Genomic DNA, 24,036 nt, shown 5'->3' on the forward strand with positions numbered 1-24,036 from the left:
CTACATGCCACACCCACCGATATAAACCCCCCCCCTAGGCGGGGCTGCCACTGTTTGTTAACCCTCACGGGCCCCGGGGGGGGCGGGCCCGGGCCCGGCCACCGCGCAGGCCCGGCTCGGCTACGGAGCCATCTCGTACGCGCCCGAGAGTGCCTCGACCATGCCCCACACCTTCGCCGCCCGCGCGCCGTCCGCGACCGGGCGGCGCACGTGCGCCAGCGCCCATGCCGCCTGGGCCTCGGTGGCGGACGCCTTGCCGTGCAACTCGGTGGCGTGCGCGGAGAAGTCCCGCACCAGCGCGTCGAAGACCTGGTCCAGCAGGTCCGCGTCCAGCCCGGTGAGCGTCGCCTGTTCCAGCACCAGCTGCCCGTAGACGATCAGCGCGAACAGCTGGCCGATCTCCAGCAGGAAGTCGAGGTCCGCCTGCTGTTCCGCGCTCGGAGCGTGGCTGAGCAGCAACTCGCAGAATCCGTCGGCCTGTTCGCGGAAGCGGGCGACGTTCGGCAGGTGTCCGTGCGCGTCGTAGGCGGCGCGCCAGTCGTGGAAGCGGATCGTGCCGAGGCCGCGGGCCGGTCCCTGCCGGAACAGGAACGCGTCGTCGGCGGCGTCCTGCCGGGTCGGCACCGGGGCGTACTCGGCCGGGTCGAACAGGTAGTTGGCCATGAACTTGAGGATCAGCGCCAGGTTGACGTGGACGGTGCCCTCCAGCTTCGGAAGGCCGCGGATGTCCTTGGCGGCCTTGTCGAAGTAGGTGTCCGCCTCGAAGCCCTTGGCCGCGATGACGTCCCACATCAGGTCGATGACCTTCTCGCCCTCGGTGGTGACCTTCATCTTGGTCATCGGGTTGAAGAGCAGGTAGCGACGGTCCTCGGGGGAGGCGGTGCGGAAGTAGTCCACCGAGCGGGCGGCGAACAGCTTCATCGCCACCAGGCGCGCGTAGGCGTCGGTCAACTCGCGGCGCACGTGCGGGAAGTCGGTGACCCGCTTGCCGTACAGCACCCGGTTGTGGGCGTGCGTCACGGCCTCGTACATCGCGTGCTCGCAGATGCCGACGGACGCGGTGCACAGGTTGAACTTGCCGACGTTGACGGTGTTCAGAGCGGCGTCGAAGGCGGCCTTGCCGGTGTGCAGCACGTCCTCGGCGCGGACCGGGTAGTCCTCCAACCGGAACTCGCTCACGTACATCTGGGCGTTCACCACGTTCTTCACCAGGTGGTACGCCTCGTGGCGGCTGTCGGCGGCGAAGAAGACGTAGCCCTCCGGCCCCTCGACGTCCGAGCGGCGGCCGAACACCGAGACCAGGCCGGCGACATTGCCGTTGCCGATGTAGTACTTGGAGCCGGTGGCGGTGAAGCCGCCCTCGCCGTCCGGGGTGAGGATCATGTCGGTGGAGTAGATGTCGGCGCCGTGGCCGCGCTCGGAGAGGCCGAACGCCATGACGTGACCCTCCGCCAGGAGACGGGCGGCGCGCGCCCGGACGGCCTCGTTCTCGCTCTGCCACACCGGGCCCAGGCCCAGGATGGTGACCTGCCAGGTGTACCAGTAGCCGAGGCCGTAGAAGCCGAGGATCTCGTTCAGCTCGGCGATCCGGGCGGTGTCCCAGCGCTTGGCCGGGTCGGCGGCGGAAGGCGTCAGGAACTCGGCGAACAGGCCTTCCTTCGCGGCGAATTCGAGGAAGTCGGCGTACCAGGCGCGGTCGATGTAGGTGTCGATCAGCGCCTTCTTGCCACGTGATTCGAACCAGTCCACGGTCGCGCGCAGCAGCCGGCGGGTCGGCTCGTCGAACTGCGCGGGGTCGTAGCTGCGCGGGTTGAAGAGCATCGCGGGCTCCCGGGGGTCGAGGATGGGGGTGAGGGCGGGGGTGGGGTGAAGAACGGAGGGGGAGTGGAAGCGGGGAGGTCAGCGGCCGGCGCCGGGCGCGTCGCGGCCGTCGGCCAGTTCGCGCAGGGTGGCGAGCACGTCGTCGAGCCAGGCGAGCGTCATCCGCTCGTACTCGATGCCGCCGCGCAGCACCACGTGCTGGAGCCGCTCCGCGGCGTCGAGCGCCCCCGGGGTCGCGGCGGCCGGGAAGTCGCGCTGCTCACCGTGCAGATAGCGGGCGAGCAGGGCGGCGTGGCCCTCCCGGTGGCGCTCGACCTCGGGGATCAGTGCGGCCGGGTCGTCGAAGGCCGCCGCCCGGATCCGGACGGCCAACTCGTGGCGGACGGTCTCCGGTTCGACGGGCTCGCGCAGCCAGGCGGCGAGCGCGTCGCGGCCGGGAGGGGCCGCCGAGTAGACCTTCTTGTCCGGTCGGCCGTCCTGGGCGACCTCCTCGGCGCGGACCCAGCCGTCCGCCTCCATGCGCCGCAGCACCCGGTAGATCTGCTGGTGGGTGGCGGTCCAGAAGCGGCCGATGGACCGGTCGAAGCGCCGGGCCAGTTCGTAGCCGGAGCCGGGCCGTTCCAGCAGCGAGACGAGGATCGCGTGCTCCAGTGCCATGACCGGCATCCTGCTATGCAACGAGTTGCATAGGCAAGGGCGGCCGTCCGCGGTGAGACGGAGGTCACCAGCTCCGCCGGCCGCCCCGGGGGGCGAGGCAGGGTAGCCGTCGGGGCGAAATGGTGCAAAACGGTCTAACGGCGCCAGAATGGTAGCTGGGCTAGAGCCCTCCATGTTCGAAACCTAGGAGGTGGTATCGGTGTCGACCCAAGCGCCGATGGGCATGGAGCACCATCCGGACATCGTCGAACTCCGGGAGCAGTACGAGCGGGTCACCCTGACCCCGCGGGCCCAGGCCGTCGAGGCCCTGGCCGTTCTGGCCGGTCTGTTCCTGGCGGCCTCGCCGTGGATCGTCGGCTTCACCGCGTTCAACACGCTGACCGTCACCTGCCTGATCGTCGGCATCGCCTACAGCGTGCTGATGGCCGGCTACGGCTCGGCGTACGAGCGCACGCACGCACGGGCCTGGGCGGCCACCCTGCTCGGCGTGTGGACGATCATCTCCCCGTGGGCCGTCTCGGGCGGGGCGGACCGGGGCAAGAACATCGTCACCTGCCTGATCGTGGGTGCCGTCATGTTCCTGCTGGGACTCGCCGCCATCTCGATGGCCACCATGACGTCGAACGGAGCAGCGATGCGGCGCGGCCGGGCCGGCCGGGCCAGGGGCTGACGGTCACCGGAAGCCCGACACCCGGGGCGCGGAGGGCGGCAACGCCCGTTCCGCGCCCCGGGCGCGCGTCCGGAGTGTCGGCGTGGGCCGCCGGCGTGGGCCGACAGAGACCGACAGGGGCCGGCGCCGACGAACAGCGGCGCCAGTGACGGCGACGGCTACGGCCGGGTCATCCGCAGCACGTCCAGCGCCTCGTCCAGCTGCTCGACGCTCAGCCGCCCCTGCTCGACGTACCCGCGCTCCAGCACGACCTGGCGGATCGTCTTGCGCTCGGCCAGTGCCTGCTTCGCGACCTTGGCCGCCTCCTCGTAGCCGATGTACCGGTTCAGCGGCGTCACCACCGACGGCGAGGACTCCGCGTACTCCCGGGCCCGTTCGGCGTTGGCCGTGACGCCGTCCACCGCCCGGTCGGCCAGCAGCCGGGCGCTGTTGGCGAGCAGCCGGACCGACTCCAGGACGTTGCGGGCGATCACCGGCAGCATCACATTGAGCTCGAAGTTGCCGCTCGCCCCGGCCACCGTGACCGTGGCGTCGTTGCCGATCACCTGCGCCGCGACCATCAGCACCACCTCGGGCAGCACCGGGTTCACCTTGCCCGGCATGATCGAGGAGCCGGGCTGGAGGTCCGGCAGGTTCAGCTCGCCGAGGCCGGTGCGCGGGCCCGAGCCCATCCACCGCAGGTCGTTCGCGATCTTGGTGAACCCGACGGCGACGGTGCGCAGTTGGCCGCTCAGCTCGACCAGGCCGTCCCGCGCGCCCTGCGCCTCGAAGTGGTTGCGGGCCTCGGTCAGCGGCAGCCCGGTGGCACGCGCGACCTCCTCGATCACCGCCGCCGCGAACCCGGGCGGGGTGTTGATGCCGGTGCCCACCGCGGTGCCGCCGAGCGGCAGTTCGGCGACCCGGGGGAGGGTGGCGAGCAGCCGCTCCCGCCCGTGCCGGACCTGCGCCGCGTAGCCGCCGAACTCCTGGCCCAGGGTGACCGGCGTGGCGTCCATCAGGTGGGTGCGGCCCGCCTTGACGACGTCCGCGAACTCCGCCGCCTTGCGCTCCAGGGCCTCCGCCAGGTGCTCCAGCGCCGGGACCAGCTCGTGGCTGACGGCGGCGGTGGCGGCGATGTGGATCGAGGACGGGAAGACGTCGTTGGACGACTGGCTGGCGTTGACGTGGTCGTTCGGATGGACCGGACGGCCGAGGCGCTCGCCGGCCAGGGTGGCGATCACCTCGTTGGTGTTCATGTTCGACGAGGTGCCCGAACCGGTCTGGAAGACGTCCACCGGGAACTCGGCGTCCCAGCGGCCCGCCGCCACCTCCTCGGCCGCGGAGACGATCGCGGCGGCGGTCTCCTCGTCCAGCACGCCGAGCCGGGCGTTGACCCGCGCGGCGGCGGCCTTGATCCGGGCCAGCGCGGCGATGTGCGCCCGCTCCAGGCGCTGGCCGGACACCGGGAAGTTCTCCACCGCCCGCTGCGTCTGCGCCTGCCACTTCGCCCCGGCGGGCACCTTGACCTCGCCCATCGAGTCGTGCTCGATCCGGTAGCCGCCGGGCATCTGCTCGTCACCCATCGTGCGCTGCACCTCCTGAACGGTCCCGGCGGGACCGGGCCCCCTTCGGGTCGGGGGCCCCGGTCCGCCGGGTTCGGTTTCCGCACACCACAGCCGCGCGCGGGCCCCGGGTATTTCCGCGCCCCCCGCGCTCACGCGGGCACGTGCTCCCCGGCGCTCACGCAGGCACGTGCGCCCACAGGAGGCTGCGGGCGCCCGGGACTACCCCAGCACGGCGGTCACGACCTCGCCCGGTGCCGTGCCCGCCTTGACGACCTCGGTGCCGTCCGGTGCCCAGACGCCCGAGCCGCCCGAACTCGCCGCGAACTCGCCGCTCGGCCCGGCGGCGGTGGCCAGCACCACCCAGACGCCGTTGTCCGCCGCGCGCGCCGGGTACCGGGCCTCCTTGGTGGCCAGCGCCTCGGCGCCCGCCCCGTACAGCGTCGAGGCGACGTAGGCGTCGGCGCCGAGCTCGACCAGCTGCTTCGCGTGGCCGGGGTCGGCGGCGTCCGCGCAGATCGCCAGGCCCAGCCGCCAGCCGTCCAGCTCCAGGACGGAGGGCCGGTCGGCGGAGGCGAAGCGCTCGCCCTCGCTCCCGTAGAGGTTCGTCTTGCGGCAGACCACCGAAGCGCCCGCGCCGGTGACGGCGATCGTGGCGATGTACTCGCGGCCGTCCTCCCCGGCGACCGGCGCGCCGACCAGGGCCGTGGCGCCGGTTTCGGCGCAGGCCGCGACCAGCGGCGCCAGGCGCTCGTCGGACGGGTCGAGGGCGGGCGCGGCCAGGTCGTAGCCGGTGAGCGAGAGCTCCGGGAACGCCACCAGGCGCGCCCTGCCGGCCGCGCGCACGGCGGCGGCGTGGCGCTCGACGTTGGCCGCGACGGTGTCGGGCAGCCCCGACGGGTGGCAGGCGGGCTGGGCGACGGCAACGGTCAGGGGAGCGGGCGCGGGCACGGTGGGGCCTCCGGAGACTGATCGGGGACGGCGATCACGATCAACCTATGAGCGCACCGAGAAATCCGGCAAGGTTCATTGCTTCGAGTGAACATTCTCGGCAACGCCCTTGCCGGCCGACTCCCGAAGCTCCGACCGAGGCTGCCGCCGAGGTCGCCGTCGCCGTCGCCGTCACCACCGACACCGACACCGACACCGACACCGCTACCGTCACCGCTGCGGTCGCCGACGGTGCGTCGGGCAGGTCAGACGTGCTCCATCACGATCACCGCGAGGGTGCCCGGCGCCAGGGCCCGGAACACGTGCGGGGCGTCACCGGGGTAACTGACGTAGTCGCCCGGGCCCAGTTCGACGGGTGCCTGCGTCGGCCCGGCCAGCGCCCGACCGGCGCCCAGCAGCACGTGCTCGACGGTGCCCGGCATGTGCGGGTCGGAGGCCCGGGTCTCGCCCGGCTCGGCGTCGATCCGGTAGACGTCGCGCCGGGCCCCCGGCGGGCAGGAAGCGAGCAGGGTCGCGGCGTAGTCGGCCCGCTCCGAATGGGTGACCGGGCCCTCGCCGGCCCGCACCACCCGGACCACCGGTCGCGGCGGGTCGACCAACCGGCTGAACGGCACGTCCAGGGCGACGCCGAGCGCCCAGAGCGTCTCGACGCTCGGGTTGCCGGCGCCCGATTCCAGTTGCGAGAGCGTCGACTTGGCGATCCCCGCCCGACGGGCCAGCTCGGCCATCGACAGCCCGGCACGCTCGCGCTCGCGCCGGATCGAGGCCGCGATCAGCTCGATCAGCTCGCTCCCGGTGGGGCCGCCGCCACTGTTTCCACTCATCCGCGTTCGCTCCACACGTTCAGGCGTTCGCCTTGACGAACGACCCCGGTTGCGTTCACTCTACTGGACATGCGTTCGCTCCTCCGAACCCTCGAACGTGCCACCCTCCGGGACATCGCCCTGGTCTGCGTCGCGGACGCCCTGGTCGGTGCCTCCTTCGGGGCGATCTCCGTCTCCGGGGGCCTCCCGCTCTGGGTGCCCGTCGCGATGTCCGTGCTGGTCTTCGCCGGCGGCGCGCAGTTCGCCGCCGTCGGCATCGTGCTCGCCGGCGGTGGCGCGCCGGCCGCCGTCGTCACCGGCCTCGTCCTCAACGCCCGCCTGCTGCCCTTCGGGTTCACCGTCGCCGACGCGCTGGGCGGCCCCCGGTGGCGCAGGCTGCTCGGCGCCCAGCTGCTGACCGACGAGTCCGCCGCGTTCACCCTGCTGGAGTCCGACCCGCGACGGCGCCGGGCGGCGTACTGGGTTTGCGGCCTCGCGCTGTTCGTCATATGGAACGTCTCCGTGGTGATCGGCGGGGTGGCCGGCGGGCTGATCGGCGACACCGACGCCCTGGGCCTGGACGCCGCCTTCCCCGCCGTGCTTCTCGCCCTCGTCCTGCCCGCGCTCGGCGACCGCCGCACCCGCACCGCCGCCCTGGTCGGCGCGGTCGTCGCCGTGGCCGCCACGCCGTACGTCCCGGCGGGCCTGCCGGTCCTGCTGGCGCTGGCCGGACTGCTGTTCGCCGGGCGCCCGGCCGCACCGGCGGAACCGGCGGAACCGGAGGCGGCAGCCGGCACCGCGCCGCAGGCCGTGCCGCTCACCAAGGAGGTCCGCTGATGCCCCTGACCGCCATCCTGCTGCTGGCCGCCGGCACCTACGCCTTCCGGCTCGCCGGGCCCCTGCTCGGCGACCGGCTCACCGTCTCCGAGCGCCTGCGCCACCTGCTCGCCGTCGCCGCCGCCGTGCTGCTGGTCGCCCTGGTGGCCACCGGCGCGTTCACCCAGGACCACGGCTTCGCCGGGTGGGCCCGGCCGGCCGGCGTGCTGGTCGCCGGCGTCCTCGCCCTGCGGCGCGCGCCGTTCCCGCTGGTGGTGGTCGCGGCTGCCGCGACCACGGCGGTGCTCCGCCTCAGCGGCGTCTCCTGACGGCCCGCCGGGGCGCCCGTCCGTCGGGGCATCGGCGGGGGAGTCCGCGGAGGCGCCCGCCGGGTCGTCCGGCCGGTCGGCCGGACGACCGGTACCGCCGGTCAGCCCGCGTCGTCCTCGGCCGCCGCCGCGAGCCGCTCCCGCTGCACCTCGGGCCGCTCGCTGTCCCACAGCAGCTCCCACACCTTGAAGACGCAGTGGTAGTCCCGCATCGTCCCCTGGGTGATCAACAGGTAGTCGTCGCCGTCCCGCAACAGCCGGCGCCTACGGGCGTTGAACGGGTGCTGCGGGGTGTACGTCGGAACGATCCGCCGCAGCTCGGCGAGCGCGTCCTCCCGGTCGCCCTCGACCTCGGCGAGCACTTTGGGGCCCCAGATCCGGTTCTCCCCGATGCCCTCGGTCTCCTGCACGACCACGGCCCAACGCCCCACGGTCCACCCCTCACGCCTCGTCGTCCGTCCGTACGCGGAGGCGTCATCCTAGCGACGCGGCCGTCCGGGCCCTGCCTGCCGGCCGGCCGTCGGCACCCTGCACAGGCTTGTAGAAGATGGTCGTCGCGCACGGCACCCCCGCCGGATCGGTTGCGAAGTCCGGCACCGTGCCGACCCTGCTCCAGCCCGCCGCCGCGTACATCCGCTCGGCGGGGCTGCCGGTCTCGGTGTCCAGCACCAGCGTCCGCAGCCCGCGCTCGACGGCCGCCGCCTCCAGTGCCGCGAGCAGCCGGCCGGCCAGCCCTTGCCCCCGGTCCGCCCGGTGCACCATCAGCTTGGCGACGTCCGCCCGGTGTCGGCCGTTGGCCGTGGCCGCCGGACGCAGCTGCACCGTCCCGGCGATCCGGCCGCGCCCCGCGCCGTCCGCCTTCCCCGGCTCGTCCGTCCCGCCGGTGCCCGCGGCCCCGTCCGCCTCGGCGACCCAGAGCAGCAGCCGCTCTTCGGCCACGTCCGGAGCCAGCGCCCGCCACCAGTCGGCCGCCGCGGCCCGGTCGAGCGGGGCGAGGAAGCCGACCGAGGCGCCGCCGTCGACGGTGTCCGCCAGCAACCCGCCCAACTGCTCCGCCGAGCCGTGCAACTCCTCCGCCGTCAGCAGCCGGATTGTGTACATGCTCACTCCTTCGTCCGCGGCCGGTCCGCGAGCGGCCCGGTGCGCCATACTCGCCGGTACCCGGCGCCGCGCCGGGTCTCCGGGCCCGGCATCCGCACCCCGCCGTCCGCCTGGAGTCCGCGCATGGTCGTCCGCGCATGACCGTCCGCGCCCGGTCGTCCGCGCCCGGTCGTTCACCCCGCCGAGAGTACAAGGAGCCCCCGTGGCGAAGCCGCCCAGGATCGACCCCGCCGACCTGCTCGCCGTCGGCGACCTGCTCACCGACGAGGAGCGCCTCGTCCGCGACACCGTGCGCAGGTTCGCCGACGACCGGATCCGCCCCCACATCGGCGACTGGTTCGAGCGCGGCGTCTTCCCCGCCCGTGAACTCGCCCCCGAACTCGGCGCCCTCGGCGTGCTCGGCATGCACCTCGACGGCTACGGCTGCACCGGCTCCAGCGCCGTCGCGTACGGCGTGGCCTGCATGGAACTGGAGGCCGCCGACTCCGGTCTGCGCAGCTTCGTGTCCGTCCAGGGCTCGCTGGCCATGCGCTCCATCCACGCCTTCGGCTCCGAGGAGCAGAAGCAGCGCTGGCTGCCCGGCCTCGCCGCCGGTGAGCTGATCGGCTGCTTCGCCCTCACCGAACCGGACTTCGGCTCCGACCCCGCCAACATGCGCACCCGGGCCCGTCGCAAGGGCGCCGGCGAGGGCGCGGACTGGGTGCTCTCCGGCTCCAAGATGTGGATCACCAACGGCGGCATCTCCGACGTCGCGGTCGTCTGGGCGCAGACCGAGGACGGCGTGCGCGGCTTCCTGGTCGAACCCGGCACGCCCGGCTTCACCACCACCGACGTGTCCGGCAAGCTGTCCCTGCGCGCCTCGGTGACCAGCGCCCTCGCCTTCGACGACGTCCTCCTGCCCGCCGACGCCGCGCTGCCCGGCGTCACCGGCCTGCGCGGACCGCTCTCCTCCCTCAACGAGGCCCGCTACGGGATCCTCTGGGGCACCGTCGGCGCGGCCCGCGACTGCTACACCTCCGCCCTCGACTACGCCAAGAGCCGCGTCCAGTTCGACCGCCCGATCGCCGGGTTCCAGCTCACCCAGCAGAAGCTCGTCGAGATGATGCTGGAGGTCGAGAAGGCCTACCTGGTCGCGCTGCGGATCGGCCGCCTCAAGGACGAGGGAGCGGCCCGGGCGGCGCACATCAGCTTCGGCAAGCTCAACAACGTGCGCGCCGCCCTGGAGATCGCCCGCAGCGCCCGCACCGTGCTCGGCGCCAACGGCATCACCACCGCCTACCCGGTCCTGCGGCACGCCAACAACCTGGAGTCGGTGCTCACCTACGAGGGCACCAGCGAGATCCACACCCTCGTCCTCGGCGAGGCCATCACCGGCGAGTCCGCCTACCGCTGACCGCTGATCCCTGATCGCGGACCTCTCCCGGCACGAAAACCGGTACCGGTCCGGGGCCGTTCATGGCTAACGTCCTGCCCATGAACGGCCCGACGAACCCGCCCACCAGCACCACCACCGCGACGACCACGCTCTGGCGCCCGACCGGCCCTCAGGAGCTGGCCCTGGTCGAAGCGGCGGACTGGCGCGCCTGGCCGCCGCGCCTGCCCGATCAGCCGATCTTCTACCCGGTGCTGAACGAGGACTACGCGATCCGCATCGCCCGTGACTGGAACGTGCCCGCCTCCGGCGTCGGCTACGTCACCCGCTTCGAGGTCGACACCGCCTTCCTCACCCGCTACCCCGTCCGCCAGGCCGGCGGCCGCACCATCCTCGAACTCTGGGTCCCCGCCGAGGAGCTGCCCGAGTTCAACCGCCACCTGGTCGGACGCATCGAGGTGGTCCACGAGTTCCGGCCCCGGTCGTGACGGCCCCGCTCATGACGGCGCCGGGCACGACGGCTCCGGTCCTCCTGACCTCGGCCCAGGCCACCAGCACGACGGCGCTGCTCACCGAGGCCGCCGCCGCCCGCGGGCTGGCCACCGCCGTTCTGACCGGCGACGGCACCGTCGACCGACTGGCCGGCCGGCCGGTCCACTGGTACGGCGGACCGTTCGCCGCCGACCGGATCGCCGACCGTCTCGATCTCGCCCCGCTCGAACCGGCCGACGACTGGCTCGCCGCCCTGCCCGAGGAGTTCACCGGCCGCCGGATCGAACTGACCACGCTCGCCGAGGCCTGGACGCTGCGCCGCCCGGCCTTCGTCAAACCGCCCGCCGACAAGTCGCTGCCGCCCGCCGTCTACGCCGACGGCGGCCGCCTGCCGCGCACCGGCGAGCGGATCGGCCCCGACACACCCGTCCTGGTCAGCGACCCGGTGACGTTCGGCGCGGAGTACCGGCTCTTCGTCCTCGACGGCGCCGTGCGCACCGGCAGCCGCTACGCCCGCTTCGGCCGGCTCGACCCCGGCCCGCTCACCGGGCCGGCCGTCGCGTTCGCCCGGCGGCTGCTCGCCGCCGTCGGGCCGAGCCTGCCCAGCGCCGTCGCCCTCGACGTCGGGACGCTGCTCGACCCCTACGACCCGGCCGAGCGGTGGGCCGTGGTCGAGGCCAACCTGCCGTGGTTCGCCCACTGCTACGCCGCCGATCCGGCGAGCGTCCTGGACGTCGTGCTCCGTGCGGCGGGCCCGGCCGGAGCGGTGCGGGCCGCCGACCGGCGCTTCGTACGCCGCGCCGACCGGCACGCGTGAGCTCCGCCGCGGGCCGTCTGCGGACGGGGGCATTGCGGACCGGGGGATTCCGGACGCCGCCCGTCCACCCGGCCGTCCCTTGCAGGACACCCGGCGGTCCGGCGGGGAGTGAAGCATGGCGCGGTCGCCGGCACCCGCCCCGCCGCGGAGGCGGTCGGCACCCGCACCGTGAAAGGAACCGCCCCTCATGTCCACACCGCCGCTGCCGCGCCCCCGGGTCCTCGTCGTCGGGATCGACGGCGTCCGGTACGACCTGCTGGAGCAGGTGCCGATGCCGAGGCTCGCGGAGGTCGCCGACGCCGGGTTCCTCGTGCCCGTGACGGTGGCGGACACCACGCCCACCATGTCCGGCCCGTGCTGGGCCACCATCGTCACCGGCGTCGAGCCCGCCAAGCACGGCGTGTGGGGCAACCACCTGGGCGGCAACCGGCTCGACGTCTTCCCCGACTTCACCACCCGGCTGGCCCGCGGCGACCACCGCAGCACCTTCGTCGCCGCCGGCTGGGACCCGCTGGTCATCGGCGTGTCCGGCGGTCCGCTGTTCCGCGCCCCCGGCCGGCTCTGCTACGTGGCCCCCGCCGACGACACCCCCGAGGCGTGGGAGGCCGTGGACGAGGAGGTCACCCGGGAGGCCGTCGACGTGCTGCGCGACGCCGACCCCGAGGCCTCCTTCGTCTACCTCGGCGCCGTCGACGAGACCGCCCACTTCCTCGGCTGCGGCGAGGAGTACCGCGCCGGGATGCGGGCCGCCGACGAGCGCCTCGGCCGGCTGCTGGACGCGCTGCGCGCCCGGCCCGGGTACGCCGAGGAGGCCTGGACGGTCATCGTCGTCACCGACCACGGCCACGTCGACGCCGGCGGCCACGGCGGGCGCACGCCCGAGGAGCGCACCGCCTGGGTCGCCTGCGCCGGCCCCGGCATCCCGGCCGCCCCGCCCGTCGGCGAGATCCGACACCCCGACGTCGCCGCCCAGGTGTACGCCGCGCTCGGCCGCCCGATCGACCCGCACTGGACCCTGGACGGGCGGCCCTTCCCGCTCGCCGTCCCCGTGGCGGCGCCCTGATCGCCGGCGACGCCCGCCGCCGTCCGTCGCGGCCGGGTCCGGCAGTATCCGGCAACCGGGTGGCCGACGCACCCGCCGACACCCGGGCGGGTGCGGCCGGGCTGCGCCGCCGGCCGCGACGGGCCAGGCTCGACCGGGGGAAACCCCGAGAGCGGCCGGGCGCGCGTACGCCTCAAGGTGGAGGAGCTACCCCCCAAGGGCGGCGGAAGGTCGCGACCTTCCGGTGACGCTCCGGCACCCCGGCGGGCACCAGGATGGAAGACGACCGGGGGCGGGTCCCGGAGCCGGTGAGGCGAACGCCGCGCGGCGCGGCGGAACGGCACCACAGCACCACAGCAGCACCACGAGGGAAAAGGACGGGCGGGCATGAACGGCATCGCAGGCAAGATCGCACTCGGAGTGGCGGGCACCGGCATGGCCGTCGCCGTCGCGGCCGTGGCGGTCGGGCCGAGGGTGGCCGAGTGGTACGACGGCCGGCACCAGGAGCAGTCCAGCTACAGCAGCGGCAGCGCGGCCAAGGCCGACCGGCGCGCCGTACCGGGCTGGCTGCCCGACAACGCCTCGTCCGTCCGCTACCTGATGTCCACCACCGGCGACGACCGCCTGCTGACCGCCACCCTCCCGGAGGGGCGCCTGCCCGTCGGCTGCCGCACGGGCGAACCCGGCAAGGGCGGCCACCCGGCGCCGGCCTCGCTCAGGGCGGGCTGGTTCCCGGAGGGGATCACGGCCAGGGCCACCGGCTCCTGCGGCCACTACACCGTCGCCCTGACCGGCAACCAGATCTTCGCCTGGCAGGACGGCGCCGCCGTCCAGGCCGCCCTGCGGGCCGAACGGCTCGCACGCTGAGACGCCGTCACCGGGGTCGGGCCGCTCCGCCGGGCGGCGGCAGGGCGGCCGACCCCCGACTGTCGGCGGTCCGGGGGGCTGCGGTAGGACGGAGCGAGCACGAATGCCGTGCCCGTTCCGAGAGGAGCCCCATGCCTGGTCCGACCGCCGGTTCCGCCGGTGACACGTCGACCGCCTCCGCCTCCGCCTCCGCCGCCTCGACCGCCGCCACCTCGGCCTCCACCTCCACCTCCACCGACGCCGCGGCAGCCGTCGTCGCCGAGGCCGGCACCGCACCCACCGACGCCGTGACCGCCAAGGCCCGGACGGCCGGCGGCGCGAGCGGCCGCGCCACCATCGGCGTCCTCGGCGGCCTGGTCGCCCTCGGCCCCCTCACCACCGACCTCTATCTGCCGGGCCTGCCCGCGATCGCCGACGACTTCGGCGCCGAACCGGCCGCCGTCCAGCTCACCCTCACCTTCTCGATGTTCGGTGTCGCGGCCGGCCAGCTGATCTTCGGCCCGCTCAGCGACCGCTTCGGCCGCCGCCCGCCCCTGCTCGTCGGGCTCGTCCTCTACACCCTCGCCAGCCTCGTCTGCGTCGTCGCGCCCAACCTGCCGGTGCTGATCGCCGCCCGCTTCGTCCAGGGCGCCGCGGGCGCCGCCGGACTGGTCATCGGCCGCGCCGTCGCCCGCGACCGCTTCGAGGGCGTCGCGATGATCCGCTTCCTCGCCTCCATCACCCTGATATCCGGCCTCGCCCCGATCCTCGCCCCGCTGTTCGGCGCGCAACTGCTGCGCGTCACCTCCTGGCGTGGCACCTTCGGGGCCCTGGTCGCCCTCGGCCTGCTGCTCGCCCTGGTGGCGTTCGGCGCACTGCGCGAAACCCTCCCGGCGTCCGCCCGACGCGGCGGCGGCCTGGCCGCCACCCTGCGCACGATGGGTGGGCTGCTGCGCGACGTGCCGTTCCTCGGGCTGCTGCTCACCAGCACCTTCGCGTTCGGTGCGCTGTTCGGCTACATCAGCGGCTCGTCGGTGGTGCTGCAGCACGTCTACCACGTCTCGCCGCAGACCTACAGCCTGCTGTTCGGCCTCAACTCGGTGGCCATCGTCGCGTCCACCCAGGTGAACGGGCGGATCCTGGCGCCCCGGTTCGCCGCCGCCACGCTGATGCGGGCGGGCCTGATGACGCTGATCGCCGCCGGGGTGGTCCTGTTCCTGGTCACCGCCGTCTGGGACGGCGGGCTGATCGCCGTCTGCGGCTCGCTGTTCGTGATGATGGCCGGGCTCGGCGTCGTCCTGCCGAACTCGGCGGCCCGGGCGCTCAGTCTGGTCTCACCGCAGGCCGCCGGCTCCGCCTCCGCGCTCCTCGGTACCGCCAACTTCCTGTGCGGCGCGGTCGTCGCCCCGCTCAGCAGCCTGGGCGGCAACCCCTCGGCGGTACTGCTCGCGGTAGTCGTGCTCAGCTGCGCGGTGCTCGCGGCGGCGTCCTACCTGCTGCTCCTGCGCCCGGGGCGGCCCGCCCCGGAGCCGGCCGCCGCCTGACCCGGCGCCGAACGGGGTCCGCCGGGGGGGGGGGGGCCCCGGGGGGGGGGCGCCGCGGCGCGGGCCGCCTGGGGGGGGGCGGCGGGGCGGCCCCCCGGGGGCCCGCCCCCCCCCCCCGGCGGGGGAGTGGAGCGGGGGCGAGGCTGACAATTGACAGTTGACGCTATCTGTCAGCTGTTATCTGTCAGTTGTCATCTGTTAGCTGTCAACTGTCATCCGCCCGTCGTCCGTTCGTCGTCCTGCGGTCCTCAGGCGATCGAGAAGTCGTCGCCGTAGACGTTGCCCTGGCCGTACCAGCCGTGCAGGTACACGGTCACCGTGCCGGAGGCGCCGGTGGTGAACGGGACGCTGAGCTTGGTCCAGCCGGAGCCGCTGGTCCAGGCGGAACCGGTGGCGCCGCCGCTCACGCCGATGTAGGAGTAGTTGCCCTGGACCCAACCGGTCAGCGTGTACGCCTTGTTGGGCGCCAGCGTGACGGTCTGGGCGCACTCGCCGCTCTGCGACGCGGTGGCCGCGGCCTGCAGCGCGTAGGAGCCGGAGTGGACCGGGGTGCTCACCACGGAGCCGCCGGCCTGGCAGGTCCACGGACCCAGGCTGCCGGTCTCCAGACCGCCGTTGGCCAGACCGCCGGGCGGGGTGACCCCGGTGACGGTCAGCGTGTAGGTGGCGGTGTGGCTGCCCGAGGCGGCGGTGCCGGTGACGGTGAGCGGGTAGGTGCCGGGGACGGTGGTGGCCGCGGTGTTGACGGTCAGCGTCGCGGGCGAACCGGCGGTGACGCTACCGGGGTTGACCGCGGCGGTGACGCCGGCGGGCGCGCCGCTCACGCTGAGGGCCACGCTCTGCGCGGAGCCGGAGACGACCCCGGTGTTGACGGTGGCGCTGGCGGACGAGCCCGCCGCGACCGAACCGGCGGCCGGGTTCACGCCGACCGAGAAGTCGTTGCCCGGCTGGGTGCCCGACACGGTCAGCGTGTAGGTGGCGGTGTGGACGCTGCCGGTGGCGGTGGCCTTGCCGGTGACGGTGAGCGGGTAGGTGCCGGGGGCGGTAGTGGCCGCGGTGTTGACGGTCAGCGTCGCCGGCGTGCCGGCGAGGACGCTGCCGGGGTTGACCGCGGCGGTGACGCCGGCGGGCGCGCCGCTCACGCTGAGGGTCAGGCTCGGCGCGGTGCCGGAGGGCGAACCGGGCGTGGTGATCTCGGCGGTGGCGACGGTGGCGGTGGTCGACGAACCGGCCGCCACGGTGCCCGCTCCGGGGTTCACGGTGATCGAGAAGTCGCTGTTCGGCGGGTAGTTGCTGGTGAACGGCGCGAAGATCTTGCTGAAGTCCCAGTTGTTCTGCTGGATCCCGGAGCAGTCGTCGCGTCCGCCGACACCGGGGCACTTGCCGGTGTCGCGCTGCAGCGCCCAGAACGACAGCGTGTTGATGCCCTTGGAGAGGGCCCAGTTGTAGACCGAGGTCGCGTTGGCCAGCGTGAAGGTCTCCGCCGCACCGAAGTCGTCGATGCCGGGCATCTCGATGATGCCGATGGAGTTCCAGAGCTGCGAGGGCGTCCGGGTCGGGTACAGCTTGGCCAGCTGGTTGTACAGGCCCGTCACCGCGGTCTGGGTGTCGACGGCCATGTCGTGCGTGGCGTTGTCGTAGTAGTCGAAGGTCATCAGGTTGACGACGTCGATCCGCGCGTTGTTGGCGACGGCGTTCTTCAGCAGCGCGATGCCGTTGGCGGCGGGGCCGCTGGTCGTCGTGGGCAGCGTGTAGGCGAACTGGATCTGCCGGCCGTTGACGGCGGCCCAGTCCTGCGTCAGCTTGATCGCCTTGTTGCGGCGGTCGACGCCCGCGGAGTTGTCCAGCGAGTCGGCCTCGATGTCGAGGTCGATCCGGCTGATGTCGTACGTGGTGATGAGCTTCTGGTACGCGGCGGCGATCTGGTTGACGTCGGTGCAGCTGTCGGCCAGTTCGGTGCCGGTGGTGTCGGCGGTGTAGCCGCCGAAGGACGGGATCACGTCGCCGCCGTTGGCCCGGATGGTGGCGAAGTCGGCGCCGAAGGACGACTGTGCGATCGGCAGCGCGGTGTTGCCGTTCCAGTACGGGGTGCAGGAGCCCTTGGTGGCGGTCTGCAGGAACGCCATCGTCAGGTGCTTGGCACCGGACTGGGCGGACAGCGCGGCGGGGCTCTCCCCGGTCCAGGACTCGAAGTACGGGGCGAAGACCCGGGTGGGCAGCGGGGCCGCAGCGGTGACCGAGGTACCGGCCGCGACGGTCGCCGGGCTCGTGGGGGCCGCGCCGGCCGTCGTCGCGCCGGCGACCAGGCCGGCCGAGGCGACGAGCGTGGCGCAGGCCGCCAGGGCGGCCTGAACTGTTCGGTGTAGACGCATGGATTCTCCAACAGACTTGGTGGGGCAGGGCGTTGGTGAAGCGTGCGGAACTGCGCTGCGGACCTGCGGGGGAATGCGGGGGCGTGCGGAACCCTCGTAGGGGAGGGGGCCGTGCGGCGGAACGGTGGCGCGGGGGTGTGCGAAATCCCGCAGGCACGCGCACGGACGGGCGGCGTGCGCGGACGCGCGTACGCCGTGGCGGGGCCTGGGGGCGGAGCGGAGCAGGGCAGGGCAGTGCCTCAGCCGCCGGTGGTCACACCCCCACAGTGCATCCCGGTCGGATCGACATGCCTATGGTTGGACTAGACCAGTCGTCTGTCAAGAGTCTTTACAGTTCGTCAGCGAAGCAGCGTGGCACGGAGGTTGGCCGACGGATGGTCAACCGCCAACAAACCGGTTGTGGCCCGGCCGCCCGCTCCGACATCATCGGGGTATGCGAGACCTCGACTGGAAGTTCGACAGAGAGGGCGCCTGCCGCCCGCACGGGTGAGCCCCCGGCCCCCGGGTCGCGACCCGCCGCCATCGGCGGGCGACGGCCGGACCAAGTCCGTTCGCTTCCGCGCCTGTTCATCCGTTCTGCCACTCTCCCGCGTTCCGCCCGCCGGCCCGGCGACTCTCCCGGGCGCGCGTCCACGCGGAACGCCCCTCACTCCGAAGCGCCCGCCGCCGGGCGCCCGCCCGCGTACCGCCGCGCCCGTGCGGCCGAACACCCGCCGCCGCGCGACGTGCGCCCCGTGCTCACGCGTCTCATGTTTGCCGACCCCTGGAAAGGAGGAACCCGTGGACCAGTACATCGCGTCCGATGACAAGGACACCGCCTGGAGCCTCGTCTGAGTCGGGGTTTGTGCCGTGGCCGCGCGGTGGTCGTCGCGCGCGGCCACGGTGGCCCGGAGCTCAGGACACCGGGCCGTTCGGGGGCTCGCCGGGCGGTTCAGGCCGGCGGGCAGAGGGTGGTGCGCAGCGCGTCCAGGATCTTGTCCGCCTTCTCCGGTCCGAAACCCTGGGGGTGGGTGGGATCCGTGAAGCGTTGGTTGACCAGGTCCATCAACTTGGCCCGGTCCTTCGGGAACTGATACATCGACTGGCACTGCTCGCGGGCCCGTTCGACGGCCTGCTCGGGCTGTCCGCCGACGATCGCCGGGTCGATCGCCCGCAGGGCGGCGACCAGCTGCGCGGTGACGTCGGCGGCCGGCTCGGCCGGTAGTCCGGCGTCGGAGGGCGGCGCCGGCTTCGGGGCGGCCGGGGGGTCGGCGGGGGAGCCCGTCGCGGATCCGGTCGGGGAGTCGGGGGCCGGTGCGGAGCCCGTGGTCCCCGGGGAGGGCGGACCGGCGGACGGCTGCGCGGTCGTCGTGGGCGGAGCCGGGGCCGTCGAGGGGGCGTCGGACGCGGCGGTACCGGTCGCCGTGGCGGTCGCTGTGCCGGATGCGGTCGCGGTCGCTGTGCCGGTCGGGTTGCCGGTCGCGGTGGTACCGGCCGCGGTGGCGCCGGAGTCCGAGCCGGAGCTGGAGCACGCGGCGAGGCTCACCGCGGCGCAGGCCGTGAGGGTGGCGGCGAGGAGACGAGTGCGCATGTCGTCACACTGTCATGTTCGCGCCGGTCAAGGGAAGATCTGCCGGGCCCGGGATCGGCTCCCGGACCCGGCATCCGGCTGGGTCAGGACAGCCCGTTGCTCTTCAGCCAGTCCTTGGCGACCGCCGACGGGTCCTCCTTGTCGACCGCGACCTTCTTCATCAGGGCCAGCAGCCCCGGCGTGTCCAGCTTGGCGGACACCGCGTTGAGCGCGGCGGTCGCCGTCGTGTCCACCTTGGCCTTGTTGACCAGCGGCGTCACGTTCTGGGCGGCGAACAGGTTCTTCGGGTCGGTCAGCGGGACGAGCTTCAGCTGTGTGATCTTCGGGTCGGTGGAGAAGACGTTGCCGACCTGCACCGAGCCGTCCTTGACCGCGTTGGCCGTGGTGTCGCCGGTCGACTTCCACTCCTTGAACGTCACGCCGTAGACGTCCTTGAGCGGCTGCTCCTGGCGCGACTTGAACTCCGGCGGACCTCCGATGGTGAACTCGCCCGCCTTGCCGGCCAGGTCGGCGATCGACTTCAGCCCGTACTTGTCGGCCGTCTCCTGGCTGACGCTCAGGGTGTCCTTGTCCTCGGCGGGGGAGGAGTCCAGGATCGCGAGCGTGGCCGGCAGCGACTTGGTCAGTGCGGCGTTCACGGCGGCGGTGCTCGGGTCGGACGACTTGTTGCCCAGGTAGGCGAGCAGCGAGCCGTTGTACTCGGGCAGCACGGACAGGCTTCCGCTCTGCACCTGGTCGTAGAGCACCTCGCGGCTGCCGATGTTGAACTTCTCCTCGACCTTCACGCCCTTGGCCTTGAGCGCCTGCGAGTAGATCGAGCCGAGCAGCACGTTCTCGGGGAAGTTGGCCGAGCCGACCACGACCGTCCCGCCGGCCGCGGCACCCGCGGAGGTGCTGCCGGCGGGCGCCGGTGCCGCCGAGCCCTTGCCGCCCAGCGGGTCGTCGCCGGAGGAGGAGCAGGCCGTCGCGGTCAGCGCGAGCGCGGCGAGGGCGGCAGTGCGACGGCCGGCCGTCACCGCTCTCAGCGGCGCGGATGCGGATGTCGACATGGTGATTGGTGTCCTTTCGAGGTGGACGTCACGGTCGGGTGGAGGAAATGGCGATGGAGACGGCACGAGGACGGCATGGAGAGGGCGAAGGGGACGGTGAGGAAGCCGGCGAAGGGGACAGAGTGGCGGCGACACGCCGGGCGGCCGGCACGGTCATGTCGGCTGCCGGGCCGCGGCCAGCTGCTGGGCGCGCAGTCCGGGCGGGAGCGCGTACCGGGTGAGCAGGGCGAAGAACGCCTGGGCCCCGACGGCGAGCAGCACGACCAGCAGCGCGCCGCCGATCGTCATCGCGTAGTCCCGGGTGGCCAGCCCGTCGACGACGTACCGGCCGAGACCGCCGAGCCCGACGTACGCGGCCACCGTCGCCGTCGCGATGACCTGCACGGTCGCGGTCCGGAAACCGGCCAGCAGGGTCGGCAGCGCCGACGGTACGCAGACCTGCCAGAGCACCTGCGGGTGCGTCAGCCCGACGCCGCGCGCCGCGTCCCGCACGTCCGGGTCGGTGCCGCGCACCCCCTCGACGGCGGCGACCAGCAGGGGCGGCGCGGCCAGCGCGACCAGCGGCACCAGCACGGCGGTGTCGCCGACCCCGGCGAGCAGCACCGCCAGTGTCACCAGCCCGAGCGTGGGCAGGGCGCGGGCGGCGCCGGCCAGCGCGGTCACCACGGTGACGCCGCGCCCGGTGTAGCCGATCAGCAGCCCGAGCGGGACGGCCAGCAGCGCGGCGAAGAGCAGCGCCTCGCCGGAGAACAGCAGGTGCTCGGCGATCCGGTGCGCGATCGAGTTCGGACCGCTGCGGCGGTCCGGGTCGGAGAAGAAGTCCCCGAGCCAGGTGAGCCAGTTCACCGGCCCGCTCCCTTCTCCCGCACGGCCCAGGGCGCCAGCAGCCGGCGGGCGCCGACCAGCAGCAGGTCCACGGCCAGCGCGAGCGCGGCGATCAGGACGATCCCGGCCACGATCGGGGTCGGGAAGGTGCGCTGGAAGCCGTCGACGAACAGGTAGCCGAGCCCGCCGCGTCCGACCAGCGCGCCCACCGAGGCCAGCGAGATGCTGGAGACGGCCGCCACCCGCAGACCGGCCACCAGGTAGGGGACGGCGGCGGGCAGTTCGACGGCGGCCAGCCGGTGCCACGGCCCGTACCCCATCGCGGTCGCGGCCTGCCGCACCGGGTCGGGCACGGCGCGCAGCCCGTCCACCGTGGTGGGCAGCAGCACGGCGAGCGCGTAGAAGGTGAGCGGGATCATCACGGTCGCCTGGGTGGCCAGCCCGGTGTAGGGGATGAGCACCACGAAGACGGCCAGCGAGGGCAGCGCGTAGACGATGTTGAAGACGGCGGCGAGCGGCTGGTAGAGCCGTGGGTAGCGGGTGCAGGCCAGCCCGAGCGGGATCGCCAGCAGCAGGCCGATCAGTACCGGGAGCAGCGCGATGGCGGCGTGGTCGGCGAGCAGGTCGCCGAGGTAGCCGAGGTGGTCCCCGATCCAGTACCAGCGGATGATCGGTTCATCGTCCACCGGTGGCTCCGTCCTTTTCGGCCCCGGCTTCTGCCTCGGCCCCGGCTTCTGCCTCGGCCGCCGCGGCCCGGTCCGTCGTGAGGGCGGCGTCGCCAGCGGCAGCGGCAGCGGTGTCGGCGTCCGTGTCGTCGGCGACAGTGGCCGGGATCAGGGCCGGGGACGGGGCCGGGCGGGCCGCGAGCGCGGCCAGCACCGCCTCGCGGTCGGCCGTGCCGGTCACCCGGCCGTCGGCGTCCAGGGCGACGGCGATCCCGGCGGGGGAGAGCACGGCGGCGTCCAGAGCGGCGCGCAGCGTGTCGGCCTCGGGCCGGAACCCGGGCGCCGAATGGAGGGCGGCTCCCGCGGTGTCCCGGTCGATCCACCCGATCGGGCGGCGCGCGTCGTCCAGCACGAGCTCCCACGTGCCGAAGCGCGCCCCGATGCCTGCCCCGCCTGCCCCGCCTGCCACGCCGTTCGCGCGGCCACCCGGTCCACCCGGTCCGCCCGGTATCGGCCGGACGGCCACGGCCGTGGCGGGGCGCAGCCCGAGCCCGCGCAGGCCCCGGTCACGGCCGAGGAAGGCGGCGACGTCCGCGTCGGCGGGCGCCGTCAGCAGCGTGTGCGGGTCCGCCAGCTGGGCGATCCGGCCGTGCTCGCGCAGCACCACCACCTGGTCGCCGAGCCGGACGGCCTCCTCGATGTCGTGCGTCACGAACAGCACCGTCTTGTGCAGCTCGGACTGCAGGCGCAGCAGCTCCTCCTGGAGCCCGGCCCGCACCACCGGGTCGACGGCGCTGAACGGCTCGTCCATCAGCAGCACCGGCGGGTCGGCGGCCAGAGCCCTCGCCACGCCGACGCGCTGCTGCTGGCCGCCGGAGAGCTGGAACGGGTAGCGCTTGGCGGTCTCCGGGGCGAGTCCGACCAGGTCGAGGAGCTCGGCCGCCCGTGCCCGGGCCTTCTTGCGGTCCCAGCCGAGCAGGTACGGGACGGTCGCCACGTTGTCGATCACCCGGCGGTGCGGGAACAGCCCTGCCTGCTGGATGACGTACCCGATGCCGCGCCGCAGCTTGGCCGGATCCAGTGCCGCCACATCGGTGCCGTCCAGCAGCACCCGGCCCGAGGTCGGCTCGACCATGCGGTTGACCATCCGCAGCAGGGTGGTCTTCCCGCAGCCGGACGGTCCGACCAGCACGGTCGTGCGACCGGTGGGAACGTCGAGGTCGAGGCCCTCGACGGCGACCGTGCCGTCGGGGTGGCGCTTGCCCGCGCCGTCGAATCTGATCACGGGGGTGTTCCTCGTCTCGGCGGTCCCCGGCGGCGGCGCCGATGGTGTCGTCTGGCGGTCTGTCGGTCTCGGTCGGTGTGCCTGTCGGTCGCGTGACTGCCCGCCATGGCGGCGGTGGAAACTCTGATCAGCCTATGACCTGACGACCCTGGTGTCCCTGATTTACCAGCCGTGGTCGGATCCGCCGGGTGTCGCGGCCCGCGCGGATCCGACCACCGGCCGGGGTTCCGCTCCCGGCTCGCTCACCCTCCCTGACGGGTCGGCAGCCCGGCCGCCGCCCAGCCGACGAACCCGCCGTCCAGGTCGGTCGCGCGGTGCAGGCCCAGCTCGCGCAGCGACGCCGCCGCCAGGCTGGAGGCGTACCCCTCCGAGCAGACCAGGATCACCTCCAGGTCGTACCCGGTGGCCTCCGGGATCCGGTGACCGCCCGTCGGATCCAGCCGCCACTCCAGGACATTGCGCTCGATGACCAGCGCGTCGGGGATCTCGCCCTCGGCCGCGCGCTGCGCCGCCGGGCGGATGTCCACCAGCAGCGCGCCGTCGCGGTGCGCGCGGTAGGCCTCCTCGGCGCCGGGCCGGTGGACGCCCTCGCGGGAGCGGGCGAGCAGGTCGTCGATCGTGGTCACCACTGGTCGGGTCCTTCCTCGGAGGTGCGGACCAGGCCGCCGGCCCGCAGTTCGTAGTGCGCCATGGAGTGGAGCGGCGGCGAGTAGGCGTGCAGCGTCACGGCGGGGCCGGACGCGGTGTTGCGGACGTCGTGCACGTAGTCGGGGCCGAACGCGCGGGCGGTGCCGGACTGGATGCGCCGGATCAGCAGGCCCTGCTCGGGGCCGCCCAGCGACAGCTCCTCCAACTCTCCCAGCGCGACGGTGAACGCGCCGCGCGAGCCGCCGTGGTCGTGGAAGCCGGTGGACTGGCCGGGCAGCCAGCTGATCAGCCAGACCTCGTGGTCCTCGTCGGCGGCGAGCCGGCGGTACCAGCGCTCCTCGGTGGAGAGCCGGACGTGGTGGATCCACTGCTCGGGCTGTTCGGCCAGCTCGCGGACGATCGTCCGCAGCGTGTTCGGGGTGAGCGGCGCGCGGGTGTCCCCGGCGGCGGGTGCGCAGGCCGGAGCCGGCGCCGAGGCCGGGGCGGGTGTGTCGGGTGCGGTCGTGGGCGTCTCGGGGGCGAGGTTCAGGCTCATGCGGGCGTCCTCGGGAAAGGCGGGAGGGAAACGGAGACGTGGTGGCGCACGCACCGGACCGCACGGGTGCGACACCGGTGGACGGCACGCTCACGCCGGGCGAAGGCGCGTCAGGAAGACGGGTGTGGCTGTGCGGCGCGAACCCTGGGGGACGTCACAGGGCGGAGCCGAGGGGGAAGGGAAAGATCAACAACAGGCACAGATGGAACTCGCCTGGCGTCGGAGGTCGACGTGCAGGCGGCAGACCAGAGTGGTGCCGGAGTCCATGTGCCGGATCCTTCCCGA

25 protein-coding genes are annotated in these 24,036 nt (G+C 73.8%); 9 read left to right on the plus strand and 16 right to left on the minus strand.

Annotated elements, in window-relative coordinates; translation table 11 throughout:
- Positions 1-120: 120 nt before the first annotated feature.
- The gene (locus ACFU9E_RS14730; RefSeq protein ID WP_380689699.1) at positions 121-1,821 is read right to left on the minus strand and encodes an acyl-CoA dehydrogenase family protein; all 1,701 of its coding nucleotides are present in this window, start codon (positions 1,819-1,821) and stop codon (positions 121-123) included.
- A gap of 78 nt (positions 1,822-1,899) precedes the next feature.
- Entirely contained in the window at positions 1,900-2,478 is a 579-nt protein-coding gene (locus tag ACFU9E_RS14735) for a PadR family transcriptional regulator (protein ID WP_380689697.1), read from the minus strand.
- 199 nt (positions 2,479-2,677) lie between these two features.
- On the opposite strand from ACFU9E_RS14735, the gene ACFU9E_RS14740 reads away from it, so the two are divergent.
- The gene (locus tag ACFU9E_RS14740; protein WP_380689695.1) at positions 2,678-3,148 is read left to right on the plus strand and encodes an SPW repeat protein; all 471 of its coding nucleotides are present in this window, start codon (positions 2,678-2,680) and stop codon (positions 3,146-3,148) included.
- A gap of 158 nt (positions 3,149-3,306) precedes the next feature.
- Here the strand turns inward: ACFU9E_RS14740 and ACFU9E_RS14745 are convergent, their stop codons facing one another.
- The 3 genes from ACFU9E_RS14745 to ACFU9E_RS14755 all read right to left on the minus strand — a co-directional run bounded on the left by ACFU9E_RS14745 (position 3,307) and on the right by ACFU9E_RS14755 (position 6,464).
- Positions 3,307-4,710, minus strand: a complete 1,404-nt coding sequence (locus tag ACFU9E_RS14745; protein WP_380688984.1) for a class II fumarate hydratase — start codon at positions 4,708-4,710, stop codon at positions 3,307-3,309.
- 201 nt (positions 4,711-4,911) lie between these two features.
- On the minus strand, positions 4,912-5,640 hold the full coding sequence (locus tag ACFU9E_RS14750) for a carbon-nitrogen hydrolase family protein (RefSeq protein ID WP_380688975.1): 729 nt from the start codon (positions 5,638-5,640) through the stop codon (positions 4,912-4,914).
- A 245-nt stretch (positions 5,641-5,885) separates the two neighbouring features.
- A complete protein-coding gene (locus ACFU9E_RS14755; RefSeq protein ID WP_380688977.1) occupies positions 5,886-6,464 on the minus strand; it encodes a helix-turn-helix domain-containing protein in 579 nt (192 codons plus the stop codon).
- 69 nt (positions 6,465-6,533) lie between these two features.
- Between ACFU9E_RS14755 and ACFU9E_RS14760 the strand changes: the two genes are divergently transcribed.
- Together ACFU9E_RS14760 and ACFU9E_RS14765 are read left to right on the plus strand one after the other, a co-directional pair.
- Positions 6,534-7,280 (plus strand): AzlC family ABC transporter permease, encoded by a 747-nt coding sequence (locus ACFU9E_RS14760; protein ID WP_380688979.1) that lies wholly within the window; start codon positions 6,534-6,536, stop codon positions 7,278-7,280.
- Positions 7,280-7,588 (plus strand): AzlD domain-containing protein, encoded by a 309-nt coding sequence (locus ACFU9E_RS14765; RefSeq protein WP_380715037.1) that lies wholly within the window; start codon positions 7,280-7,282, stop codon positions 7,586-7,588. The genes ACFU9E_RS14760 and ACFU9E_RS14765 overlap by 1 nt, the downstream gene beginning before the upstream one ends.
- A gap of 101 nt (positions 7,589-7,689) precedes the next feature.
- On the opposite strand, the gene ACFU9E_RS14770 is transcribed toward ACFU9E_RS14765, so the two are convergent.
- Both ACFU9E_RS14770 and ACFU9E_RS14775 read right to left on the minus strand, forming a co-directional pair.
- A complete protein-coding gene (locus ACFU9E_RS14770) occupies positions 7,690-8,019 on the minus strand; it encodes a hypothetical protein (protein WP_380687204.1) in 330 nt (109 codons plus the stop codon).
- Positions 8,020-8,062: 43 nt separating this feature from the next.
- Complete coding sequence (locus tag ACFU9E_RS14775; protein WP_380687206.1) at positions 8,063-8,689, minus strand: GNAT family N-acetyltransferase; 627 nt, start codon at positions 8,687-8,689, stop codon at positions 8,063-8,065.
- 202 nt (positions 8,690-8,891) lie between these two features.
- On the opposite strand from ACFU9E_RS14775, the gene ACFU9E_RS14780 reads away from it, so the two are divergent.
- From ACFU9E_RS14780 to ACFU9E_RS14805, 6 genes are all read left to right on the plus strand, one after another.
- On the plus strand, positions 8,892-10,082 hold the full coding sequence (locus ACFU9E_RS14780) for an acyl-CoA dehydrogenase family protein (RefSeq protein ID WP_380687208.1): 1,191 nt from the start codon (positions 8,892-8,894) through the stop codon (positions 10,080-10,082).
- Positions 10,083-10,162: 80 nt separating this feature from the next.
- Complete coding sequence (locus ACFU9E_RS14785; RefSeq protein WP_380687210.1) at positions 10,163-10,549, plus strand: ADP-ribosylation/crystallin J1; 387 nt, start codon at positions 10,163-10,165, stop codon at positions 10,547-10,549.
- A gap of 11 nt (positions 10,550-10,560) precedes the next feature.
- Entirely contained in the window at positions 10,561-11,370 is an 810-nt protein-coding gene (locus ACFU9E_RS14790; RefSeq protein WP_380687218.1) for an ATP-grasp domain-containing protein, read from the plus strand.
- Between the two features lie 187 nt (positions 11,371-11,557).
- Positions 11,558-12,433: an alkaline phosphatase family protein gene (locus tag ACFU9E_RS14795; protein ID WP_380687212.1), complete on the plus strand. Its 876-nt coding sequence runs from the start codon at positions 11,558-11,560 to the stop codon at positions 12,431-12,433.
- Between the two features lie 366 nt (positions 12,434-12,799).
- Complete coding sequence (locus tag ACFU9E_RS14800; protein WP_380687214.1) at positions 12,800-13,279, plus strand: hypothetical protein; 480 nt, start codon at positions 12,800-12,802, stop codon at positions 13,277-13,279.
- 131 nt (positions 13,280-13,410) lie between these two features.
- Positions 13,411-14,802, plus strand: coding sequence for a multidrug effflux MFS transporter (locus tag ACFU9E_RS14805; protein WP_380715039.1), 1,392 nt, complete (start codon positions 13,411-13,413; stop codon positions 14,800-14,802).
- Between the two features lie 248 nt (positions 14,803-15,050).
- Here the strand turns inward: ACFU9E_RS14805 and ACFU9E_RS14810 are convergent, their stop codons facing one another.
- From ACFU9E_RS14810 to ACFU9E_RS14850, 9 genes are all read right to left on the minus strand, one after another.
- Positions 15,051-17,174 carry a glycosyl hydrolase family 18 protein gene (locus tag ACFU9E_RS14810; protein ID WP_380685890.1) on the minus strand — a complete coding sequence of 708 codons (2,124 nt, stop codon included), beginning with the start codon at positions 17,172-17,174 and terminating at the stop codon, positions 15,051-15,053.
- 931 nt (positions 17,175-18,105) lie between these two features.
- Positions 18,106-18,744, minus strand: coding sequence for a hypothetical protein (locus ACFU9E_RS14815; RefSeq protein WP_380685888.1), 639 nt, complete (start codon positions 18,742-18,744; stop codon positions 18,106-18,108).
- An 83-nt stretch (positions 18,745-18,827) separates the two neighbouring features.
- Positions 18,828-19,793, minus strand: a complete 966-nt coding sequence (locus tag ACFU9E_RS14820) for an ABC transporter substrate-binding protein (protein ID WP_380685886.1) — start codon at positions 19,791-19,793, stop codon at positions 18,828-18,830.
- Between the two features lie 153 nt (positions 19,794-19,946).
- A complete protein-coding gene (locus ACFU9E_RS14825) occupies positions 19,947-20,639 on the minus strand; it encodes an ABC transporter permease (RefSeq protein ID WP_380685884.1) in 693 nt (230 codons plus the stop codon).
- On the minus strand, positions 20,636-21,304 hold the full coding sequence (locus tag ACFU9E_RS14830; RefSeq protein WP_355362911.1) for an ABC transporter permease: 669 nt from the start codon (positions 21,302-21,304) through the stop codon (positions 20,636-20,638). The genes ACFU9E_RS14825 and ACFU9E_RS14830 overlap by 4 nt, the downstream gene beginning before the upstream one ends.
- Complete coding sequence (locus ACFU9E_RS14835; RefSeq protein ID WP_380685882.1) at positions 21,294-22,568, minus strand: ABC transporter ATP-binding protein; 1,275 nt, start codon at positions 22,566-22,568, stop codon at positions 21,294-21,296. The genes ACFU9E_RS14830 and ACFU9E_RS14835 overlap by 11 nt, the downstream gene beginning before the upstream one ends.
- Before the next feature lie 242 nt (positions 22,569-22,810).
- A complete protein-coding gene (locus tag ACFU9E_RS14840) occupies positions 22,811-23,197 on the minus strand; it encodes a rhodanese-like domain-containing protein (RefSeq protein WP_380685879.1) in 387 nt (128 codons plus the stop codon).
- Positions 23,191-23,751 (minus strand): cysteine dioxygenase, encoded by a 561-nt coding sequence (locus tag ACFU9E_RS14845; RefSeq protein ID WP_380685877.1) that lies wholly within the window; start codon positions 23,749-23,751, stop codon positions 23,191-23,193. The genes ACFU9E_RS14840 and ACFU9E_RS14845 overlap by 7 nt, the downstream gene beginning before the upstream one ends.
- Positions 23,752-23,937: 186 nt before the next feature.
- Positions 23,938-24,018 (minus strand): putative leader peptide, encoded by an 81-nt coding sequence (locus ACFU9E_RS14850; protein ID WP_344330530.1) that lies wholly within the window; start codon positions 24,016-24,018, stop codon positions 23,938-23,940.
- Positions 24,019-24,036 lie beyond the last annotated feature (18 nt).

The sequence above is a fragment of the Kitasatospora sp. NPDC057595 genome (assembly GCF_042800875.1).
Lineage (GTDB): Bacteria > Actinomycetota > Actinomycetes > Streptomycetales > Streptomycetaceae > Kitasatospora.

Excerpts from the sequence above, each read along its gene's own strand:
- ACFU9E_RS14815 (WP_380685888.1), bottom strand. The coding sequence starts at position 18,744 with ATGCGCACTCGTCTCCTCGCCGCCACCCTCACGGCCTGCGCCGCGGTG.
- ACFU9E_RS14730 (WP_380689699.1), bottom strand. The coding sequence starts at position 1,821 with ATGCTCTTCAACCCGCGCAGCTACGACCCCGCGCAGTTCGACGAGCCG.
- ACFU9E_RS14805 (WP_380715039.1), top strand. The coding sequence starts at position 13,411 with ATGCCTGGTCCGACCGCCGGTTCCGCCGGTGACACGTCGACCGCCTCC.
- ACFU9E_RS14800 (WP_380687214.1), top strand. The coding sequence starts at position 12,800 with ATGAACGGCATCGCAGGCAAGATCGCACTCGGAGTGGCGGGCACCGGC.
- ACFU9E_RS14765 (WP_380715037.1), top strand. The coding sequence starts at position 7,280 with ATGCCCCTGACCGCCATCCTGCTGCTGGCCGCCGGCACCTACGCCTTC.
- ACFU9E_RS14785 (WP_380687210.1), top strand. The coding sequence starts at position 10,163 with ATGAACGGCCCGACGAACCCGCCCACCAGCACCACCACCGCGACGACC.
- ACFU9E_RS14760 (WP_380688979.1), top strand. The coding sequence starts at position 6,534 with ATGCGTTCGCTCCTCCGAACCCTCGAACGTGCCACCCTCCGGGACATC.
- ACFU9E_RS14735 (WP_380689697.1), bottom strand. The coding sequence starts at position 2,478 with ATGGCACTGGAGCACGCGATCCTCGTCTCGCTGCTGGAACGGCCCGGC.
- ACFU9E_RS14790 (WP_380687218.1), top strand. The coding sequence starts at position 10,561 with ATGACGGCGCCGGGCACGACGGCTCCGGTCCTCCTGACCTCGGCCCAG.
- ACFU9E_RS14810 (WP_380685890.1), bottom strand. The coding sequence starts at position 17,174 with ATGCGTCTACACCGAACAGTTCAGGCCGCCCTGGCGGCCTGCGCCACG.
- ACFU9E_RS14775 (WP_380687206.1), bottom strand. The coding sequence starts at position 8,689 with ATGTACACAATCCGGCTGCTGACGGCGGAGGAGTTGCACGGCTCGGCG.
- ACFU9E_RS14850 (WP_344330530.1), bottom strand. The coding sequence starts at position 24,018 with ATGGACTCCGGCACCACTCTGGTCTGCCGCCTGCACGTCGACCTCCGA.
- ACFU9E_RS14820 (WP_380685886.1), bottom strand. The coding sequence starts at position 19,793 with ATGTCGACATCCGCATCCGCGCCGCTGAGAGCGGTGACGGCCGGCCGT.
- ACFU9E_RS14845 (WP_380685877.1), bottom strand. The coding sequence starts at position 23,751 with ATGAGCCTGAACCTCGCCCCCGAGACGCCCACGACCGCACCCGACACA.
- ACFU9E_RS14755 (WP_380688977.1), bottom strand. The coding sequence starts at position 6,464 with ATGAGTGGAAACAGTGGCGGCGGCCCCACCGGGAGCGAGCTGATCGAG.
- ACFU9E_RS14795 (WP_380687212.1), top strand. The coding sequence starts at position 11,558 with ATGTCCACACCGCCGCTGCCGCGCCCCCGGGTCCTCGTCGTCGGGATC.
- ACFU9E_RS14745 (WP_380688984.1), bottom strand. The coding sequence starts at position 4,710 with ATGGGTGACGAGCAGATGCCCGGCGGCTACCGGATCGAGCACGACTCG.